This window comes from Baaleninema sp. (genome assembly GCF_049974805.1).
GTDB lineage: Bacteria > Cyanobacteriota > Cyanobacteriia > Cyanobacteriales > Geitlerinemataceae > Baaleninema.
In genome coordinates this window covers 13965-35953 of record NZ_JBNGCO010000042.1, presented here as the reverse complement: position 1 = coordinate 35953, position 21989 = coordinate 13965, and the positions used below count along the sequence as shown (strand labels likewise).

The window sequence follows — 21989 nt, the reverse complement described above, 5'->3', positions numbered from 1 at the left end:
AGCATTTTAAATGCCGCCCTGGAAGGGCGGGGCTTGAAACCCTGATTCTCGGTCAAACTTGCTCCAACTGTGGGGAAAACGTCAAAAAGTCTCTGTCAATGAGAACTCATCGCTGTCCTCACTGCGGGTTGGTCATCGACCGGGATGGGAACGCCGCCATCAACATCCTTGAATTAGCTTTGCGTACCGTGGGGCACACGGGAATTCACGCCTCTGGAGATATCGACCTCTGCCTTGGTGGGGAAACCCCTCAAGGTAAGTCGAATCGTGGAAAGAGGAAGCCCAAGAAGTGATTCTTGGAATCCCCGTGCGTTCACGCCGGGGAGGATGTCAAAACAGTTGAGGAGTTGACCCGGTGATGGATGGGACGGGTTGAAGTGAAATCACCACATTCTCTCATCCTCACCAGAACTCATCATCACCTTATCCTTTCCCATCCCATGCCAAGCGATCGATCAAGAATGTCAAAATGGAGAGAGTATAGCAAAAGCACAAAGCACCGAATACCCTTTCTCCTAGTGTCACTCGGCTTATCATGCCCAGTCTCGATCCGTTTCGATCGTCGAGAAGTCTCGACTCCTACCTCGATCGCCATCCCCCTCGTATCTCCCCAGATACCCCCTTACAAGATGCCTTAACTTGGCTGAGTTCCGAAACTCGATCGTCCAGCGAACCCCTCTGCGTCGTCGAGGGCGATCGATTGTTGGGATTCCTCAGCGCCGCCGATCTCCTGGCTGTCCTCGCCGATCCCGCCGCCGATCGAACCGTTCCCGTCCGCACCCTCATGCAGTCGGTCGGTGACACCGCAACCCCCGAGGAACTCGACAACCACGATCGATTACTCGAACTGAGTCTCGATCGCCCCCTCGTTCCCGTCGTCGCCGCTGACGGCCGCTTCATCGGGGTAGTTTCCCGCCGCCACCTCCTCAACAGCCTCTCCGACGGACTTCGAGAACAAAACCTACTCGATCTCAAATTACAGAGTTCTGAAATGCAGTTGCGTCAGATTCTCGAAGCCATGGCCGACGTGGTTCTCGTCGTGGACGCCTCGGGAAACAGCATCAAAATCGCCCCCACCCAAGCCGTTCTCGACGACAGCTCCGACAGCAAGCCCCTCATCGATCGCACCATCGACCAATTCCTTCATCCCAACAGCAGCCAACGCTTTCTCGCCCCCGTCCGTCGCGCCTTACAAACCCAACAGATCGTCCCCTTTGAATACAGCCTCTCGGTCAACAACCGTCAAATCTGGTTCGCCGCCAACGTCTCCCCCATGCCCGAATCCGACGCCGCCATCTGGGTGGCGCGAGACATCACCGAACGCAAAACCATCGAAAAAGCCCTGGCCGAACTGACCGAAGAACTCGAACGGCGGGTTGACGAACGAACCGAACAACTGCGAACGGCCAACGAACAATTACAGCGAGAAATCGCCGAACGGCAAGACATCGAAGCCGCCTTACACCAAAGCGAAGAACGGTTCGAGATCGCCTTAAAAAACTCTCCCATTTCCGTTTTTACCAAAAACGCCGAACTGCGCTACACCTGGGCGTACAACCCGCCCCCCGGACTCGAGGTCGAGACCCTCATCGGCAAATGCAACGCCGAGATCTTCACCCAGGACGACGCACGAAGACTCACAGACATCGAACAGGGCGTTCTCGCCTCGAAGTCGGGAACCCGCGAAGAAATTTGCCTGGTTCTCAACGGAAACTTTCGTTATTACGATTTAACCGTCGAACCCCTCTACGATCCCAGCGGTCTCGTGCGCGGCATCGTCTGCGCCAGCATGGACGTGACCGATCGCAAACTCACCGAAGAAGCCCTCAAAACCCTCAACCAAGAACTCGAAAGCATCGTCGAAGAACGCACCGCGCAAATTCAAGAAACCAATACCAAACTGCTGCAAGCCTTGTCCGCCGAACAAGAACTCAACGAGTTGAAATCCCGTTTCGTCACCATGACCTCTCACGAGTTCCGCACCCCCTTAACCACCATTCTCGGGTCGGCCGAACTGCTCAAACACTACGGGAGAAAATGGAGCGACGAGAAAAAACAAAACTATCTCGATCGAATTTATGCCACCGTCGCCCACATGACGCGGTTACTCGACGACGTTTTAACGGTCAGCAAAGCCGAAACAGGACAGTTAGGATTTTCCCCGTCCCCCGTCAATCTCGTAGCCTTGTGCGAAGCTCTTATCGACGACGGATGCAACGTCAGCGACGACCGACACCACCCCGTCGAGTTCCGCCATCGCGGTCCCTGTGACGGTAGCGGTGACGTCGATCTCGAACTAGACGCCCGCCTGTTACGGCAAATTCTGGCCAACCTACTCTCGAACGCCATGAAATATTCTGAGGCGGGCAGTCCCATCGAGTTCGAGGTGGAGTGCAACGAAGGCCGAGTTGTGTTTCAAATTCGCGATCGCGGCATCGGAATTCCCTTAGAAGACCAAAAGCATCTTTTCGAGTCGTTCCATCGTGGAAAAAATGTCGGTAACATACAGGGTACGGGTTTGGGATTGTCGATCGTCAAAAAATCCGTAGATTTACATAACGGAGACCTTGAAATCGGCAGTGAAGAAGGGGAGGGAACGACCGTAACAGTGACGATTCCATTGAGGCAGGAGCGATAATCGTGACAACGATTTTAGCCATCGAAGACGAAGATTACGTGCGCGATATTCTCGTGGATATGCTCGAAGCCGAAGGGTTCGAGGTTTTACAGGCAGAAAACGGCGTCGTGGGCTGTCAACTGGCACGGGAACACCAACCCGATTTGATTTTGTGCGACATTATGATGCCGGAACTCGACGGTTATGGCGTACTGACTCAACTCAACAGTTTGCGGGAAACCGAGACGATTCCGTTTATTTTTTTATCGGCGAAAGCCGATCGCATCGATTTCCGCGTCGGTATGGATTTAGGCGCCGATGACTATCTCACCAAACCCTTTACTCGCGACGAGCTGCTCGGTGCCGTCAACACGCGGTTGAAAAAATCCTCTTCGGTGCGCCAACAGTACGCCGCACAACTGCAAAAAGCCCAACAAAGTTATAAAACTAAACTCCGACAGGCGGAAAACCGACTGCGATATCTGCTCTATCACGATAGCTTGACCGAACTGCCCAACCAACTGGCACTGCGGGAAAATTTCGATCGAATCGTAGCGGAGTCCGGTATCGATCCCGGCGGTAGCCTCGATGGGTCGAGCCTCGTTCCCGTGTTCTATATCGGACTCGATCGATTCGCCCGCATTAACGACGAACTGGGCTACGAACTCGGCGATCGCTGCCTGAAAATTGCCGCCCAACGGCTGCGAGCCGGTCTCGGCGAAGGGGCGATTCTCTCCCGCATGGGAGGAGACGAGTTCGCCCTCGTCCCTCGCTGGGTCGAACACCGCTGTGAGGCCGAAGCGCAAGCGGAGAAAATTCGAGAATCCCTCGGCCGATCCTTCGACCTCGACGGCCGCGAAATCTTTCTCAGCGCCAGCATCGGCATGGCCTTTTATCCCCGAGACGCCCAACAACTCGATGCCTTACTGGGGCAGAGCAAAAAGGCCATGCGCCAAGCCCGACAGCAAGGGGGCAACCAAATTAAAGGATACACCGCTGCCCTGTTCGATACCTCCGATCGACTGGCCCTCGAAACCGATTTGCGCTACGCCCTCGACCGGGATGAATTCGCTCTGTACTACCAACCCCAAGTGAGTTTGGCCAGCGGGGAAATCATCGGCGCTGAAGCCCTGTTGCGCTGGCATCATCCCACCCGAGGCGCTGTATCCCCCGCCCGCTTCGTCCCCGTGGCCGAAGAATGCGGCGCCATCGTACCCATTGGGGAATGGGTTCTCAAAACGGCCTGTCAGCAAAGCTTGATGTGGCAAGAATCCGGCTTGAAAAAAGTGCGCGTCGCCGTTAACCTCTCCGGACGACAGTTCGACCTCTCGAGTCTGATGGAATCCGGTTACGGAGACCTCAGACAGCATTTATCCCAATTGTTTCGAGAGCTATCTTTCGACCCTCGGGATTTAGAATTAGAACTGACGGAAACGATTTTAGTCCGCAACCCCGAAGCCAGCGTCCGCGTCTTGGAAGGGTTGAAAGCCGTCGGGGTCAGTATCGCCATCGACGACTTCGGCACCGGATACTCGTCGTTGGGCTATTTACAACAGTTTCCCTTCGATATCTTGAAGATCGATCGATGCTTTGTCGGGGGGATCGATCGAAACCCGAAAAACGCCGCCATTACCAAAGCCTCCATCGAAATAGCCCGTCAAATGGGTTTGCAATCGATCGCCGAAGGGGTCGAAACCCAAGCCGAACTCGAGTTCCTCCGCCAACAGGGATGCGATCGCATGCAGGGCTATTTCTTTAGTCGCCCCCTTCCCGCCTCGGAATTCGCCGAACTGTTACGTCAGGACAAACGGCTCAAGTGTCGTTAACCTCGAGAAAAACCTCGAGAAATTCTCAGTCATGTGGGAGAACTGCGAGCGTTCTCCTCTCGCTGGCAGACGGCTCCCTGGCAGGACAACTTTCCCACCGACAACCTAGCCCCCCGAAAAAGACGATTCCTTGGCCTGAGTCCGCTCTCACCCTGAAGTCAATTCACCGAGAAAACAGCCGATGGGCAAAATCTTAATTATCGAAGACGAACAGGATATTCGCGATATCATCGTCGAAATCCTCACTGAAGCCGAGTACGAAACGCTCGAAGCGGAAAACGGCGCCGTGGGAGTCGAACTGGCCCGCCAACATTCCCTCGATTTGATTATCTGCGACGTGATGATGCCGGAACTCGACGGTTACGGCGTCTTGCGAGCTTTGCGGCAAAATCCCACCACCCAAACCATTCCCTTTATTTTCCTGACGGCGAAAGCCGAAAAAAACCAAATTCGCCAAGGGATGGAAATGGGTGCCGACGACTATTTACCCAAACCTTTTACCATCGCCGAACTCCTCGGCACCGTTACCACTCGCTTAGAAAAAAAAGCCACCCTCGAACGCGCTTCTCAAAGCAAACTCGACGAACTGCGCCACAACCTCACGCGATCTCTGCCTCACGAACTGTTAACCCCCCTCAACGGGATTCTCGGCTACGCCACTTTTTTACAAGAAGACGCCGAGAGTATGAGCGGCGAAGAAATTCAGGAGATGGCCGCCAGTATTGGCAACTCGGCGAAGCGGTTGTATCATTTGATACAGAATTTTTTGCTCTACGCTCAACTCGAACTGATTAAAGGGGATTCTGACCGGATGCAGTTAATCCTCGACGGAAAAACCGATGCGGCCAAAAAGGTCGTTGAAAGCGTGGCACAAGAAAAAGCCAAACAGTACGATCGCGCTGGCGATTTACAACTCCACCTCGACGACGCTTCCCTCGAGGTGGCCGAAAACTGGATTGCCAAAACCACCGCCGAACTGACGGATAACGCTTTTAAATTTTCCCAGCCGGGAACCCCCGTCGAAATTCGCACTCGACTCGAGGGCGATCGCTTCGTGTTGTCGGCCGTCGATCGCGGTCGAGGGTTCCAACCGGAACAGATCGATCGCGTCGGAGCTTACGAACAGTTCGAGCGCAAAATTTACGAACAGCAAGGCTCCGGTTTGGGCTTAGCTATCGCCAAACGACTCGCCGAACTCAACGGCGGCCGCCTCAGTATCGACAGCATCCCCGGTAAACAAACGATCGTTGCGGTTTCCTTTCCCCTTAAATCGCGAGATGAGGGGAAGATGAGATGAGGGGAGGATGAGATGAGGGGAGGATGAGATGAGGGGAAGATGAGATGGGGTGATGAGATAACGTGACACTATCCACGGTCAACGATCGAGTCTAGCCTTCTCAAATGAGTTGTCATAGATTAAAACACTCGAAAAAAACTCTGAAACTTTCATCTCTGTACCCGGTTTTCTGGTTGTCCACCGTTTATTCCACAACCTATTTAGGATTGCTATATCAATTATCAATTATCAATTATTCGACATGATTCTTCTGCCTGGGTATCGAATCGGTACGCTAATTTACGAAAGCGTGAACTCGTTGGTTTATCGAGGTCAGCGGGAACGAGACGGTTTGCCCGTCGTCCTGAAAATTCTCAAAAGCGATCGCGCCACGCCCAAAGAACTCGCCCGATACCAACAGGAATATCATATTACTCAACGGCTGGAAATTGACGGCATCGCCCGAGCTTACGAGTTAGCCAAAGACCGAAATACCATGGCGATCGTCCTCGAAGATTTCGGGGGCGTTTCCTTACAGCAAGAACTGGCCGAACGTCGCCTCAGCCTCTCGGAATTCCTCTCCATTGCCTCGCAAATTGCCGAAATTCTCGGTCAAATTCACGCCGCCGGAATCGTTCATAAAGACATTACCCCCGCCAACATTCTCTACAACCGCGACCTCGATCGCGTCAAACTCATCGATTTCGGCATTTCCATCGAAATTTCTCCCGATAACCCCCTGGGCAATCGCAATCCCACCGTCCTCGAAGGAACGCTGCCCTATATGTCCCCCGAACAAACGGGACGCACCAACTGTCCCCTGGACTACCGCAGCGATTTCTATTCCCTGGGCGTCACCTTCTATGAAATGCTCCTGGGACGGCTCCCCTTCGAGACTACCGACACGATGGAGTTGGTTCACTGTCACATCGCCGGACAACCGACGCCCCCCATTGAAGTCGATCCCAGTATTCCCCAGGCGGTATCCGACATCGTGATGAAACTGCTGGCGAAAACCCCCGAAGAACGCTATCAAAGCGCCTGGGGCATTCAAGCGGATTGGGTGCTGTGTTTGATGCAGCTCGAAGCCACCGGCACCATCGAAGACGTGATCCCCGGCGAAAACGATGTGGTCAATCAGTTCCGCATTCCCGCGCAACTGTACGGTCGGGAGGCGGAACTGGCTCGGTTGCGGGAGGCGTTCGAGCGAGTCGGTGCCATCGACGGAGAAAACTCGAGTCCGGAATCGCCGCCGCCGGAAGCGATTTTCCTGGTGGGAGATTCGGGAATCGGTAAATCGGCTCTCGCTCACGAAAGTTACAAGCCCGTGCGACGGGAAAACGCTCCGTCTCGCTTCCGCGAACGGGCGTATTTCGTCTCCGGTCAGTTCGAGTCCGGGGAGTCGATTCGCTCTGAAATTCCCTTCGCCCCCATTGTGGAAGCGGTGCGGGAACTGGTTCGACAACTGCTGACGGAAACGGAACGCCAACTGGCCGGTTGGCGCGATCGCCTCACGGAAGCGTTAGGGCGCGATCGCCGGCTGTTAGTCCGCGTGGTTCCGGAATTGAAGCTGGTTCTCGAATCTCCCGGCGACCCCGAGAGCGGTTGGGAAAACGAGGGTCTGTCGCCTTCGATCGATGCCTTAGACCGGCCTCGCTTGAAATCAGCTTTGCAACGGTTTTTGCGGGTGTTTTGCTCCAGTAACCTGCCGCTGGTGGTCTTTTTTGATAACCTCCAATGGGCAGACGCAGAAACCCTCGATGCCATTGAAGCCGTCCTCTGCGATCCCCAGTCGCGATCGCTGTTGGTGATGGGGGCTTATCGGGATGGAGAGGTGGGAAAAGACCATCCGTTACGGTCGTTGTTTCATCGGTTGCAGCGTTATCGTAGCGAGACGGGACGCCTCGGACGCCTCGACATTCTGAAATTGGACGTGCTGCCCCTCGACGCCATCGCTCAGTTGGTGGGCGATACGCTCGATCACGATCGCAAGTCGGTGATGCCCCTAGCTGTCCGGATTTCTCAAAAAACCAATGGCAACCCGTTTTTCGTGCGGGAATTTCTCAAGACTCTCCATCGCGAAAATCTCTTGGTTTTCGACGACGAGTCTATGAGTTGGCAGTGGGATATCGATCGAATTGACGCTCAGGAAATTACCGATAACGTTCTCTCGTTGTTACTCGTTCAACTGCAACAACTCCCCGACCGCGCCCGCGAACTCCTCAGTTTGGGCGCTTGTATGGGTATGGAATTCGACCTCGACGTTCTCAGCAAACTGACGGGCGGCCAGTTGCGAGATTTGTTTCAAGATTTAGTCCCGGCTTTGGTCGAAGGGTTGGTACAACCTCGGCGAGAACAGTTTCTCGGGGGGGCGCCTTCCCCAGAAGAAACTGAGTCGAGCGAAGATTTTTTGCAGTCCACTCCTGCGGTTTTATCTAATAAAAATAAAGATATTTATCCCAACAAAAACAAATCTAAAAATTCAAGAAAAAACGCCAATTCAAGTAAAAAATTTTCCGAACAAAAACCATCGCCAAAACCGCTATCTTCACGATCTGCCAACACGGACGAACGGGGGGTATTGCTCTTGAGCTATCAATTTCTTCACCCGCAAGTCCAACAAGCCGCCTATTCCATCGTCGAGAGCGATCGCAAAGACGCCCTTCACCTACAAATTGGAAAAGTCCTCGATCGCCGCTACAGCGATCGCAGTCAATCGGAACAGGATAGCGAGAGCGAACGCATTTTCGAGGTGGTGCGTCACTGGAACTTGGGCAAAACCGCCATCGCCGACGACGCCGATAAAATCCAACGGGGACGACTCAACCTCGAAGCCGGCCGCCAAAGCTTCGCCGAACGGGACTATACCAGCGCCCTCACCTACGACCTGATGGGAATCGAAGCCCTCCCGACGCCGATGTGGAAAACCTGTCCGGAGTTAGCTTTCGAGTTGCACCTCGAACGGACTCGGGCCAACCTATTACAGGGCAATTTCGATCGCACCATCGAACTACTCGACCTCCTCGATCGCCAAGCCCCCGACGCTCGCGCCCAAACCGCTATCGATCGCTTAGCCGTCGCCGCCTACCAACTCTGCGGTCGCTACAACGACGCCCTCGATCGCGCCCGAAACGCCCTGCAACGACTGTCCCTCCCCGACGACGAGCCGATTCGCCAGATCGTCTCGTCCCGGTCGGACGCCTCCGCCGCGCCGTCCTCCGCAATATCCCGGTCTAACCTGCCGACAGAAACGGCAGACTTCACGGCAGAAGCGGCGGCCGCCAGTGACGTTTTCGGCCAACTCGCTATCCTGTTCCACCTGTGCAGTCCCTCTCGGGTAGACCCGCTGGCGGCCGAACTGTTGCAGCGATCGCAGCGCCTGGGGGTCGCTACGCCGGAAATGCCCCTAGCAGCAGCCTTGTACGGCGTCGCTCAGTTAAAACAAGGCTCCCTCGACCCCGTGGCGGACTGGGCAGAATTTGCCCGAACTCAAGCCGCCCACACGAAACGGGGCCAGATTCAGTGTTGGGTATACGGTATTGTCGGCAGTTGCGTTTTGCCCTGGACGACACCGCTGCCAACGGCTCTATCGCTCCTCGACGAAGCCTATCGCCTCGGTGTAGAAACCGCAGAAGTATTCGGCGCCGGGTACAGTCTGGCCGAACGGCTGTGTCTGTCCTTTTATGGCGGAAAATCCCTCGAGCGCTTGGCGCGAGACGCGACGCGGTGGATGGGATGGTGTCGCAAGTACCAACATCGCTGGGCCCTCGATCGCATCGCCAGCGTCATGTTGCCCCTGTCGAGGGCGATCGCTCGCGTCCCCTCCCCGGCTAATGCAGACAACCCGATCGACCCTGCCACCTCTAGGCAGCAGACCCCCCCCGACGAGGGCGAGTTTCGCTGGGGACAGTTGACAGAAACTATATTTCTCAGACGGTGTCGGCAGTTCGGCCACGACGCCTCAGCAGTCCTGTACTACGTCCATAAAGCTTGGGTTCTCTACGGCTTCGAGGAATACGAAGACGCCCTGGACGCTGCCCGAACGGCGCGAGAGCGGTTGCCCTCTCTGTCGGGATCGATGGCCATCGCCCTCAACGAGGCGGTCGTCGCCTTGTGTTTGGCCGCCTTGTTCCCTCAGTTTTCTCGGGAGGAACGAGACGCCGCCCGGGAGGACATCGAAGCCGTTCGCCAGAAATTTGAGGAGTGGGGGCAGCGTTGCCCGGAAACCTTCGCCTGTCTAGCGGCGTTACTGACGGCGGAGTGGGAACGGTTGCACGATCGCGATCTCGAGGCGCTCGATCGCTACGATCGCGCCATCGAACTGGCCACGGCCAGCGATGCTATACAGTGGGTCGCTCTAGGGAACGAGTTAGCCGGCCGCTTTTGGTACGCTCGCGGCAAACCGAAAATTGCCAAAATCTATTTCGGCGAAGCTTACGTGGCCTATCAGCGATGGGGGGCAACGGCGAAAATTCAACAGTTCGATCGCCGCTACGGATCGCTGTTGACGGTGGCGGCCGTCGCCTCCCAAAACGAGGAGGGATGGGGCATCGAGGGTAGCTGCCCCACGAATACCAGTATTAACTATACGCGATCGCGGGCGGCGGTGTTGGACGTGACGACGGTGATGAAAGCCGCCCAGGTGTTATCGGGGGAAATCGTCCTCGATCGCCTCCTCGACAAACTCATGGAACTGGCGTTAGCCAACGCCGGGGCGACCGGGGGATCGATCGTGTTCGTCCAAAACGATGGCCTCACGGTGGAGATTTCGCAGCAGAAAGGGCCCGGCTCGTTTTCAACGCTTCAAGACGGCTCTCGGAGATCTCGCGGGGGTCTCGGGGAACCTTTGGCAGGACGGCGATCGCTCCCCGTCGAACAGTGCGACTGTCTCCCCCTCTCCACCCTCCATTACGTCGCCCGAACCGGCGAAAGCGTGGTTCTCAATGACGCCACGGCGGAATCGGCGTTTGTCAACGATCCCTATATTCGCGATCGCCAGCCTAAATCCCTCCTCTGCGCCCCGATTCAAGGTCAGGGGAAACTGATCGGGATTCTGTATCTGGAAAACAGCTTGACGGTGGGAGCGTTTACGCGCGATCGCCTCGACGTTTTAATGTTGCTGTGCGCCCAAGCTGCCATTTCCCTGGAAAACGCCCGCCTCTACGAAAACTTGAAACAGTCGGAATTGCACGAACGGGAACGGGCGACGCAACTGCGAGAATCTTTGCAAGAGTTGCAACGGACGCAGTTACAGTTGGTGCAGAGCGAGAAAATGGCCACCTTGGGGCAGTTGGTGGCCGGCGTCGCCCACGAAATTAACAATCCCGTGGGATTCGTCGATGCTAACCTCAGCCACGCTCAGGGCTACATTGAGGATATCCTCGGGTTGCTGGAGATGTATCAGGAAACCTTTCCCGAACCGGGGGAAGATATTGAAGACGAAATTGAGGAAATCGATCTCGACTTTATCGTGAAAGATTTACCGCAAATTCTCGATTCGATGAAAGTCGGAACCGAACGCATTCGCCAAATCAGTCGATCGCTGCGGACGTTTTCTCGGGCTGATACCTCGTCGAAGGTGGCCGTAGACTTGCACGAGGGGATCGATAGTACTTTGATGATTCTCAAACCTCGCTTGAAGTTTACCAAGGAGCGCCCCACCATCGAGGTGGTGAAGGAATATGGCGAGCTTCCGCAAATCGAATGTTACGCCGGACAACTCAACCAGGTGTTTACCAACATTATCGCCAACGCCATCGACGCCTTGGACGAAGCCAGTCACGGCCGCAGTTTTGAAGACCTCGAACGACATCCCAACTGCATCGTCATTCGCACGGAACTTAATGAAACGGGCGATCGCGTCAGAATCCACATCCGCGATAACGGCCCGGGAATGACGGAAGAGGTGCGACAAAAAATATTCGATCGAATGTTCACGACTAAAGCCGTCGGAAAAGGAACGGGACTCGGTTTGTCCATTTCCCATCAAATTGTTGAAGAAAAACACGGCGGCCGCTTAACCTGTCATTCGACTCTCGGAGAAGGAACGGAGTTCGTTATCGAAATTCCCACGTCTTAGAGGATGGGAATATGGCAAAATCCAGGACGATATTGTACTTCTATTTTATGGGTCTAAACCTCGAATTGAATTCGGTAGTTTCCTTGTCTTTTAAAATGCGATCGAGGCGCTTTTATACCAATTTTTAATAACGCTGCCATTGATGAAAGCATCAAATTAACCCGTCTTATCGTCGATGGAAACTTACGGACTATCAGTAGCATAATTTTAGAAAAATGGTATTACACCCTTTTTTTTGGGTCTTCGGAAATTATGGTGTAATTTATAAATTTGAATATAAAAGGCTCTTCGCCGTTTAGGGTGACAGAAAAACTGACTTCACGAGATTTCAGGGGTTTTGGCTCTCGATTCTCCAGGTATTTGTATTTTGCTATACATTTTCCCCCGCAAACGGCGGAGACCCATATAAAATCTGGGTTGGGGGTATATAAAATCTGCTTATCACCTCAAACTCCGAAGACCCTTTTTATTTAAGCTTTCTACAGATATTTCAAGGATTTTGGGCTGGTGTAGGTTGGGTGTAGCGAAAGGGAAACTCAACATCAGTCAACGGGATTTCGTCTCATTAGGTTTCCTCGATCGATCCAAGCTACAAATATCTATTAGCCATCCTAGGTTATTTTTTTCGTTCGTATATCTGTTGATGAATGCGATTGACTTGATGCCACGACAAGTCTTCTTCTCTTTTGACTGGCTCAACACTACTGGTAATTACTCGCTCATAAATATCATCGTCGTACCGCTTCGTCAATTTACCCAAAAAAAACCTCCCGGCATCACTCGGGAGGAAAGTCGGAACTATCAAACAGACAGAGGAAACTTTTCGAGTTCAGAGAGAGGGTTTCGTCGTACCCTTTACGCCGCACAAAGTCGATCGACCACTTGCACCCGTCCGCGTAACACCGCTCTGAGGAGGCGGTTCGCCGAACGTCGATCGTTCTCGTTGAGGCTCTCGTCGAGAACCGCTGCCATTAAACCGTAGCGATCGCTGACGGTTAAGAAACCCGTATCGGTAACGGAAGCGAGGATTTCGGAGATGGCGCCGGGGAGGAGTTGAAGTTGGGGAAACATTGCGCTGCCTCTGAACTCGATGTCTTTAGTATCGCTGGATTTTCCGGGATGCGCGGTGACTCGTTCCCCCGTGACGGCGTGATATTGCCGAACCTTTCTCGCGATCGCACCCGTTTCCTCGCTGTGATATCGATCGCTATCATCGTGAAGTACAGCTTTGAGGTGTAACGAAGGAATCCGTCGCCGGAACTGGACTGACGAGTTCGATCGCTCCGGTTTCCGTCCTGCGCCAGCCACTCGCCTCCAGCCACGGCAACGGTTCTCTCGAAGCGAGGCTAAACTCGGAAATATCGGAAACATACGAATTTCCCGCCTCTGATGCTTCCGCTGGAGAAGTTTCAGCGTTAGGGATGGGGCGCAAATCCCGCCAGAGAGACGGAGGAATGGCGACTTCGAGGGGATTTTCGGGCAGTCCCCCCCGTCCGCTGACGATAAAGGAACTCCCCGCGTCCAACGGCGAACAGGGATCGAGAATCCACCCCGATATATCGACAGGTTCTTCTGGTAGCCGTAAGAACTGGTTTGTCGAATTCACATCTGGCTGTTGCAGCGAGACAACGCCGCTAAAGCCAATGCCGAGATCGGAGGTGGCGGTAATGTCGCTGTCGGAAGTCAAGGCGTTGCGAGAAGCGATACCAAACAATCCTTGAGTTTGAATCTCTACCCGTCCGCCGAAATTGTTCGTTGAGTTGGCGGTGATGTCGCTGTTTTCCAAGGCGGCGAGGGTGTCCGTTTCGATGTGGATGTTGCCTCCCGTGGCCGAATTGCGGGCGTTGGTGGTGATGCGGCTTCCCCGTCGCAGTTGTAGAGTTCCCGTCTCGAGGAGGATATTAGCGCGATCGCCCATGACGCTATCGGCACTGAGAAGGCCGCCGTCGAGGAACAGTCGATCGACCTTCATTTCCAAATTTCCCGCCTCGCCCTCGAGATAGCTTTCGACTAAAATCGCCGCCCCCTCTCGGATTCGCACCGTTTCCGCGCGAATGTTGACCGTTCCAGCGTCTCCCGTTCCCCCAGCAATCTCCAAACCGTAGAATTCTCGCAGAGATTCCCGAGACACCGCATCGAGTTCGGGGCTGTCGGCGGCGATAACTGTGAGAATACCCATTTCAGAATCGCTGCCAGAGAGGTCGATTTCATTAGCCCGCACCGTCACGGTACCGCCGTTTCCTTCTCCGAAGGTAGCGCTACTAATCGTCCCCCAATCGTACAAGCGGATGCGATCGGCTTCCACGAGAACCGTACCGCCGTTTCCCGTGGCACCGGGAAAAACATCAGCCCCCAAGCCGCTGATTGAGGCTTCGTCGCGGCTGGTTCCGAAAATCTCGATGTCCCGGCCCCGCACGACGAGATTTCCGCCGTTTCCCGATCCTGCGGTTTGCGTCGAGACACTTCCGCCGTGACTGATGGTGAGTCGATCGACCTCCAACGTCACATCGCCGCCGTTCCCTTCTGAGAACAACGAGGCTTCTGCACTGATACTGCTCGGAAAATCGTCTGGCGAGGTGCCTGACACTTCCACATTTGCGCCGCGAACGACCACCGACCCCGCATCGCCACTTCCGACGGTAAGGGTCGAAATCACCGCCCCGTTGCGGATAACGAGTCGGTCTCGAGCTTCAATGTCAACGGTTCCGCCTTGTCCGGAAGTGTCTACGTTGGCGAATATGCTGCTGGGAAGCAAATCCGGCGAGGTTCCCACCACTTCGAGATCGCGGGTTCGGATCGAAATCGAACCGCCGTTTCCCTCAGCCGTGGTCTCGCTTGAAATAATCGCCCCATGGCGCACGGAGAGGCGATCGCCCTCGAGGGTAATCTGACCGCCGTTACCGGAACTGTCGGTGCGCGAAGACAGTCTACTGGGCAAAAACAGATCGGGCGTCGTGGCGATCGCTTCGATTTCCCTGGCGCGAACCTCGATATTTCCCGCGTTTCCCGCCCCAGAGGTATAACTTAAAATCGAGCCGCCCTCTCGCAAACTCAACCGTCCCGTTTCAATGACGATCGATCCCACAGTTCCCGTCGCCTCGGGACTCGCGTTGCGGAAAATACCGCTCACCACCCAACTGTCCGCCAAACTGTCCGGCGTCGCCCCCACCACTTCCACCAACTCCGTAGTTCGCAGCATCAGGGGACGCCCCACGCCATCGCCGAAAGTGTCCGAAAGCACGATCGACCCCTCTGTTATCGCCAACCGCGCCCCCAGTACTGCCACCGCACCGCCGTTTTCGCCACTGACATCGATGGACGCCGCGTTCGAGAGCGTCACGGAACCCAACCCCGATGCAGCGGCGACATCCACCGCCGACAGTTGCCCGAAATTCACCGCCGTTCCCGACACCGCCGCCAGTTCCACCGTTCCATCGAAGGCGGTGAGGTTTCCCCCATCAAGTTGGATATTTCCCCCGACAAACGACAGCATTTCACCTTCGGGAACTTGCAATCCCAAAGGGCGATCGTCCCGCAACAAGGCTGAAGTTTCCCAATCGAGAAGGAGATGGTGGCCGCTGCCTTCAACTCGCACGTCACCGGGAATTTGCCCCATTTGTACACCTACCGGAACGCTCACCGTCAGCAGCGGTTCCATCGCGGGGTTCGCCGCACTGAATTCTGCGCCGTTCTCGAAAATCAGACGTTCCGCAGTACTGGCAAAAAACGACCCGCCCACATCCAAACGGGCGTTTTCACCGAAAACGATGCCGTTGGGATTGAGAAAGTAGAAATTCGCCGTTCCCTGAGTTTGCAACAAACCATCAATTCGGGAAATTTCGCCCCCTGTAACGCGGCTAATAATATTGTCAATATTCGGCGTATTTTCAAACACCGCTTCGGCGTTGGCGGGAATCGAAAACGCCTCGAAACTGTGAAAGAGGTTCGTTCCTAATGTCGTTCCCCCGTCGATGCGGGTTCTAGCCCCTTCAACAGAAACGCGAGACGGATTGGGGAGTGTCGCGTCGGGGACAATTTGCGCCAGCGTGGGCAGAGGAAACAGTACCATTCCTCCGAGAGCCAGGAACAACCAGAAATACAACATAACTTGAGGAGGTGATTTGAGGAGGGCGATCGACCGTACAACAATATCAAACAATGACAGTCAAACAATCAGACGAGATGATACCAGCTTATTCGATATTTTCTATCGCGTCGAATTAATACAGTTTTAAACGGTTTTAAACGGTTTTAAAACTCATTAAAATTAAAATCGATCTACCCTCTTAAAAACGCTAGCCTCAATTCCGTAAAACCAATCATTTACTCCTGTATATTTCTACTTAAAAACTCAAAAAAACAAATAAAAACACAAAAAAACAGCAAATTAGCCTAGTATAAATCGTATTTATTCGCCCAAAAACATCTATTTTTTAGATTATTTTTTGTGTATAGCAATCCTAGATGATTCGTGGAAAGACCGACCCCCCTAAACCCTTGCTATAGCTAGATCGAGAATCCACAAATGATTTAAGACTGCTATATTTACAGCAAACAAAAAACTCATAAAACCCAGAACGAATCCTTGCCCAAAAACCCCTCTGTGTCCTCTGTGTCTCTGTGGCGAACAAAAAATCATCCAAGCCCAAAAACCGGGTATATATCAAAAATGTAAATTCATCAGAGACAAGCTTCCGTTGGGTTCCACTCCGTTCCCCCCAACCTACCCAAATGTCATATTTTTACAGCCCTTGAGATGCACCCAAAAATCTCCCTTTCCCAAAACCCCTCTGTGTCCTCTGTGTCTCTGTGGTGAACCCAAAACTCCTCAAAGCCAAGACATTCCCTCCCACCCAAGAAACAGCTTGACGAAAGCAAGAGTTTTACCGCATATTTTCAACAGGGTGGAAAGCGTGGCTTTTTGTCACAGAATAGAAAAATAATTGGAACACAAGAGATGACAAATCGTAACGGCTGGCAATTTTGGATCGATCGCGGCGGAACCTTCACCGATATCGTCGCCAAACGTCCCGACGGCTCGATCGTCACCCACAAACTCCTCTCAGAAAACCCCGAACGCTACACCGACGCCGCCGTTCAAGGAATCCGCGATTGCTTGCAACTTCAACCCAACGACGCAATTCCCGAAAGCGAGATTACAGAAGTTCGCATGGGAACCACCGTCGCCACCAACGCCCTCCTCGAACATAAAGGCGATCGCACGATTCTCGTCATCACCCAAGGCTTCCGCGACGCCCTGCGCATCGGCTATCAAAACCGCCCCGACATCTTCGCCCGAGAAATCCTCTTACCGCAGATGTTATACGAACGGGCGATCGAAGTCGAAGAACGCCACGCCGCTGACGGAACAGTTCTCACACCCTTGAACGAAACCGCCTTAATCCCGCAACTGCAACAAGCCTACAACGACGGAATTCGCAGTTGTGCGATCGCCCTCATGCACGGCTACCGCTACCCCCGCCACGAACGCCGCATCGCCCAAATCGCCGCCGACATCGGCTTTACGCAAATCAGCACCTCCCACGCCGTCAGTCCGCTGATGAAACTCGTCAGTCGCGGCGACACCACCGTTGTAGACGCCTATCTCTCGCCAATTTTACGCCGCTACGTCGATCGCGTGAGTCGTTCCCTGTTTTCCTCCCCCACAGACGAACGACTAGAATTCATGCAATCCAATGGCGGACTTTCCCCCGCCTCGCAATTCCAAGGGAAAGATAGCATCCTCTCGGGACCGGCGGGGGGAATCGTCGGGGCGGTACAAACCAGCATCCGGGCGGGATTCCACAAAATCGTCACCTTCGACATGGGGGGAACCTCCACCGATGTGGCCCACTACGCCGGAGAACCGGGTCAAACGGTAGAATACGAACGCACTTTCGAGACGGAAGTGGCGGGGGTGCGGTTGCGAACCCCGATGATGTCGATTCACACTGTCGCCGCTGGGGGAGGAAGCGTCCTCAACTTCGACGGTTCTCGCTATCGCGTCGGTCCCGACTCGGCTGGGGCGAATCCGGGTCCGGCTTGTTACCGACGGGGCGGACCTTTGGCGGTGACGGATTGCAACGTTTTATTGGGGAAAATTCAGCCGCAGTTTTTCCCGACGGTATTCGGACCCAAGGGGAATTTACCTCTGGATAAGGATATCGTTGGCGAGAAGTTCGATCGCCTGTCTCGGGAGATTTACGAGGCGACGGGAGACACTCGCACCCCGGAACAGGTTGCGTCGGGATTTCTCGCCATCGCAGTCGAAGAAATGGCCAACGCCATTAAAAAGATATCCTTGCAACGGGGGTACGATGTCTCGCACTATACCCTCTGTTGTTTCGGCGGGGCGGGGGGACAACACGCCTGTGCGATCGCGGAATCTTTGGGGATCGATCGCGTCTTCATCCATCCCTACGCCGGGGTTCTCTCCGCTTACGGGATGGGATTGGCGGACGTTCGCAATTTAAAGGAAAAATCCCTGGAAATCCCACTGACGCAGGCGGGGATGCAATCCCTAACCGCCACGTTAGCGGAGTTGGAAACCGCCGCCAAACAGGAACTCTTCGACGCCGAAACTCCCGATGCGATCGTTTCGGCGACGCAAACTCTGCGAAAAGTCCATTTGAAATATCAGGGAACCGATTCCACGCTGATTGTGGATTTCGGCGAAATGGAGGAGATGAAAGAGGAGTTCGATCGAATTCACCGCCAGCGTTACGGCTTCCTCATGGCGGACAAACCCTTGATTATCGACACCGCCTCCGTAGAAGTGGTTCGCCCCAGCGAATCCCCTTCGCCCCCTATCCCCCCTTCGATAAGAGACAACCGCCAACCCCAACCCGTCGCCACTGTCTCCACCTATTTATCGGATGCGTGGCGAGACACCCCCGTTTACCGACGGGAAGACTTACAACCGGGCGATCGCATTTGCGGTCCGGCGATTATCGTCGAAAATACAGGAACCAACATCATCGAACTCACCTGGGAAGCGGAACTGACATCTCAAAACTATCTGATTCTCACCCGTCGCGTCGCCGTCTCCGACGCCACATCAGAGGAAGCCACCCCCGACATCGACACCGAAAAAGCCGATCCCGTGATGTTGGAGATTTTCAACAACCTTTTCCGATCGATCGCCGAACAGATGGGGGTAACGCTGCAAAACACCAGTACCTCCGTCAATATCAAAGAACGCCTCGACTTCTCCTGTGCGATTTTCGACGCCGACGGCGAACTCGTCGCCAACGCCCCCCATATCCCGGTTCACCTGGGTTCCATGAGTGAAAGCGTTCAGGCGTTAATTTCCGAAAAGAGAAACCATCTCAAACCGGGCGATGTCTACGTCCTTAACAACCCCTACAACGGCGGAACCCATCTTCCCGATATTACCGTCATTACCCCCGTCTTTCCCGAAAATTCATCCAACCGGAATTCGCCCCTATTCTACGTCGCCTCGCGAGGACACCACGCCGACATCGGCGGTATTACACCGGGTTCGATGCCCCCCAACAGCCATCTCATCGACGAAGAAGGTATTCTCCTCGATAATTTCCTCCTCGTTGAAAACGGCATATTCCGCGAAAACGAATTGCTGAAAATCCTGAATTCTGGAAACTATCCCGCCCGAAATGCAACCCAAAACATCGCCGACCTACAAGCACAAATTGCCGCTAACGAAAAAGGCGTTCGCGAACTCTTGAAAACCATCGAAACTTACGGCTTAAACACCGTAAAAGCCTATATGCAGTACGTCCAAGAGAACGCCGAAGCCTCCGTTCGCCGTGCCATTTCAGTTTTAACAGACGGTTGTTTTGAGATGTATCTCGACACGGGAGAAAAAATCTGCGTTAAAATTACCATCGACTCCAAAAATAGCACCGCTAAAATTGATTTTACCGGAACCTCCTCCCAAGTCGAAAGTAACTTTAACGCCCCCCGAGCCGTCTGCAAAGCAGCCGTTCTGTACGTCTTCCGAACCCTCGTAAACGACGATATCCCGCTCAACGCCGGATGTTTAAAACCTCTCGAAATCGTCATTCCCGAAGGCTGTTTGCTCAACCCCAAACCCCCCGCCGCCGTCGTCGCGGGAAACGTCGAAACCTCCCAACTCATCACCGATGCCCTATACGGAGCGTTAGGCATTTTAGCCGGGTCTCAAGGGACGATGAATAACTTCACCTTTGGCAACGCAACCTATCAATATTACGAGACGATTTGCGGCGGTGCCGGTGCTGGCGACGGCTTCCCCGGAACCGATGGGGTGCATACCCACATGACAAATTCACGTCTGACCGATCCAGAGGTTCTAGAATGGCGCTTTCCGGTGATTTTGGATAAATTTGCCATTCGGGAAGGAAGTGGCGGTAAAGGGCGATTTAGCGGCGGTAACGGCGTCCTGCGTCGAATTCGCTTTTTAGAACCGATGACAGCAGCCATACTCTCGAGTCATCGCGTCGTTCCCCCAGCGGGGTTATGGGGCGGCGAAAACGGCGCGACGGGACGAAATTGGGTACAGCGTCGCGACGGAGAAATCGAAGAACTCGGCGGAACGGCGATCGTCGAGATGAATCCCGGCGACTGTTTCATCATCGAAACTCCCGGCGGCGGAGGATACTCGAGAATTGAGAATTGATAGGGAACAGGGAACGGGGAACAGTAGACCGTGAACAGGTAACGATTTCTTCCTTGTCCTCATCATCCCGATCGCACCATCATCCCATCATCCCATCATCCCGATCGCACCATCACCCCATCATCCCAAATTACCAGGGAAGATTGCGATCGCCCGCCAACTGACGCGCCACCGCCGCCGCCCCGGTGCGGTTGAGGTGGCTGGGATCGGCGAAATAGTCGGTGCGATCGATCCACTGTTGGGACAAATCCCGCACCCACACCCCAGAACGGGCGGCCACCTGTTCCTGAAGAAACTGGCTGAAAATCCGTTCGTACTGAAACCGGGTAGGGTCGAGATAGTCTCGCGTCAGGGGTAAATTCACCAAAATCAAGGGAATCTCGCGGGATTGGAGAAACTGAATCGCCTCGGCGAGGGCGTTTCCTTGCACGCCGCCCAGGTCGAAATTGGCATAATCGAGATCGTAATCGCCGGAAACGCGGGGATACTGTTGATAGTAAACGGGCGGGTCGAAGCGATCGCTCACCACCCGAAACCCGTTGGCGTCGATCGCCGAAATCGACAAACTCACCGGACCTTTCGAGGGACTGAACTGGGGATTTTGCAACTGTTGGTATCCCGGCGACGCGACGAGGCGATCGAAGGTGCGATCGCGCCGCCCGCTGTTAAACGCCCGCGAACCGTCCGCCCACACCACCACCTTCGGAAGCGCCACGGTTCCGTCCTTCTCAACGCGGGTGACGAACTCCCGCAACAACGCATTCACCACCTGCGCCGTCGCCCCGTTGACACTGAAATTAAAAACCTTAATATTCGAAGCTTCCCGGCGAGACAGTTCGTATTGCAACACCTTGGGATCGAGACCCTGCAACGCCCGCGAACTCCCCACCACCAGCACGTCGGGAACCCCCACCGTCGCCACATAAGACCGATACAGCGCGAACTGTTCGTCCAAAACCGGACTATTAAACGTATCGTAAGGCAGTCGGTTGCCGCTATCAGCAGCTTGTGCGATCGCATAGTTCGCGTTCGAGAGATATTCTGACACCTTTTTCTGAGCGAACGCCCGTTCCGGCGCGTCCAGCGGAATCGCCGTCATCGCACTCACCGCACTCGTCCAATGGCGGGCGACACGATGCCAGTCCTCCGGCGACTTCGCCGACTGCGACAGTTGCCACGCCTGCAACGCCTGATTCGTCCCCTCCGCAAAAGACGCCGTTCCGCGAGATAACGAAGCCCTCTCCCGCTCCGGAGTCGGCTTGTCGATCGCCTCCAACCTCTGGCTCGGCGTTTCCGGCGGTTCCGCCGTCACGCCGTAGCCGTCAGCGCGTCCGAACCACCCCAGCAACACCACCGTAAAAATGCAACACAGGCAAAGAGCGATCGCGCATCCCCCCTTCGCCCCCCTTACCAAGGGGGGTTGGGGGGATGACCTTTGCCTGTGTCGGTTCATGGTTGTTCGTTCAGTTGTGTGAGCGTCTTCAACTCGAGATGGGGGAACAGCGAACAGTTTCCGTCGGGTGCGTGACTTAAAAGATGCGAATCGTTCAACC

At 54.6% G+C, this 21989-nt stretch carries 9 protein-coding genes; 6 read left to right on the top strand and 3 right to left on the bottom strand.

Translation table 11 applies throughout. The annotated features are described in order from the left end of the window. The 5 genes from ACP5D4_RS10255 to ACP5D4_RS10235 form a co-directional block, all read left to right on the top strand. On the top strand, window positions 1-293 hold a 293-nt coding region (locus ACP5D4_RS10255; RefSeq protein ID WP_428011531.1), incomplete at its 5' end, for a zinc ribbon domain-containing protein. Between the two features lie 242 nt (window positions 294-535). Continuing rightward, window positions 536-2638: an ATP-binding protein gene (locus ACP5D4_RS10250; RefSeq protein ID WP_428011530.1), complete on the top strand. Its 2103-nt coding sequence runs from the start codon at window positions 536-538 to the stop codon at window positions 2636-2638. Between the two features lie 2 nt (window positions 2639-2640). Beyond that, window positions 2641-4443 (top strand): putative bifunctional diguanylate cyclase/phosphodiesterase, encoded by a 1803-nt coding sequence (locus ACP5D4_RS10245; RefSeq protein ID WP_428011529.1) that lies wholly within the window; start codon window positions 2641-2643, stop codon window positions 4441-4443. 181 nt (window positions 4444-4624) lie between these two features. After that, window positions 4625-5740 (top strand): hybrid sensor histidine kinase/response regulator, encoded by a 1116-nt coding sequence (locus ACP5D4_RS10240; RefSeq protein ID WP_428011528.1) that lies wholly within the window; start codon window positions 4625-4627, stop codon window positions 5738-5740. A gap of 241 nt (window positions 5741-5981) precedes the next feature. Next, window positions 5982-11798, top strand: coding sequence for a protein kinase domain-containing protein (locus tag ACP5D4_RS10235; RefSeq protein ID WP_428011527.1), 5817 nt, complete (start codon window positions 5982-5984; stop codon window positions 11796-11798). Between the two features lie 855 nt (window positions 11799-12653). On the opposite strand, the gene ACP5D4_RS10230 is transcribed toward ACP5D4_RS10235, so the two are convergent. Next, window positions 12654-12869: a hypothetical protein gene (locus ACP5D4_RS10230; protein ID WP_428011526.1), complete on the bottom strand. Its 216-nt coding sequence runs from the start codon at window positions 12867-12869 to the stop codon at window positions 12654-12656. 139 nt (window positions 12870-13008) lie between these two features. Then, window positions 13009-15867 (bottom strand): filamentous hemagglutinin N-terminal domain-containing protein, encoded by a 2859-nt coding sequence (locus ACP5D4_RS10225; protein WP_428011525.1) that lies wholly within the window; start codon window positions 15865-15867, stop codon window positions 13009-13011. 888 nt (window positions 15868-16755) lie between these two features. Here ACP5D4_RS10225 and ACP5D4_RS10220 point away from each other — a divergent pair. Beyond that, window positions 16756-20436, top strand: coding sequence for a hydantoinase B/oxoprolinase family protein (locus ACP5D4_RS10220; RefSeq protein WP_428011524.1), 3681 nt, complete (start codon window positions 16756-16758; stop codon window positions 20434-20436). Window positions 20437-20566: 130 nt separating this feature from the next. On the opposite strand, the gene ACP5D4_RS10215 is transcribed toward ACP5D4_RS10220, so the two are convergent. Next, window positions 20567-21889 (bottom strand): hypothetical protein, encoded by a 1323-nt coding sequence (locus tag ACP5D4_RS10215; RefSeq protein WP_428011523.1) that lies wholly within the window; start codon window positions 21887-21889, stop codon window positions 20567-20569. Window positions 21890-21989 lie beyond the last annotated feature (100 nt).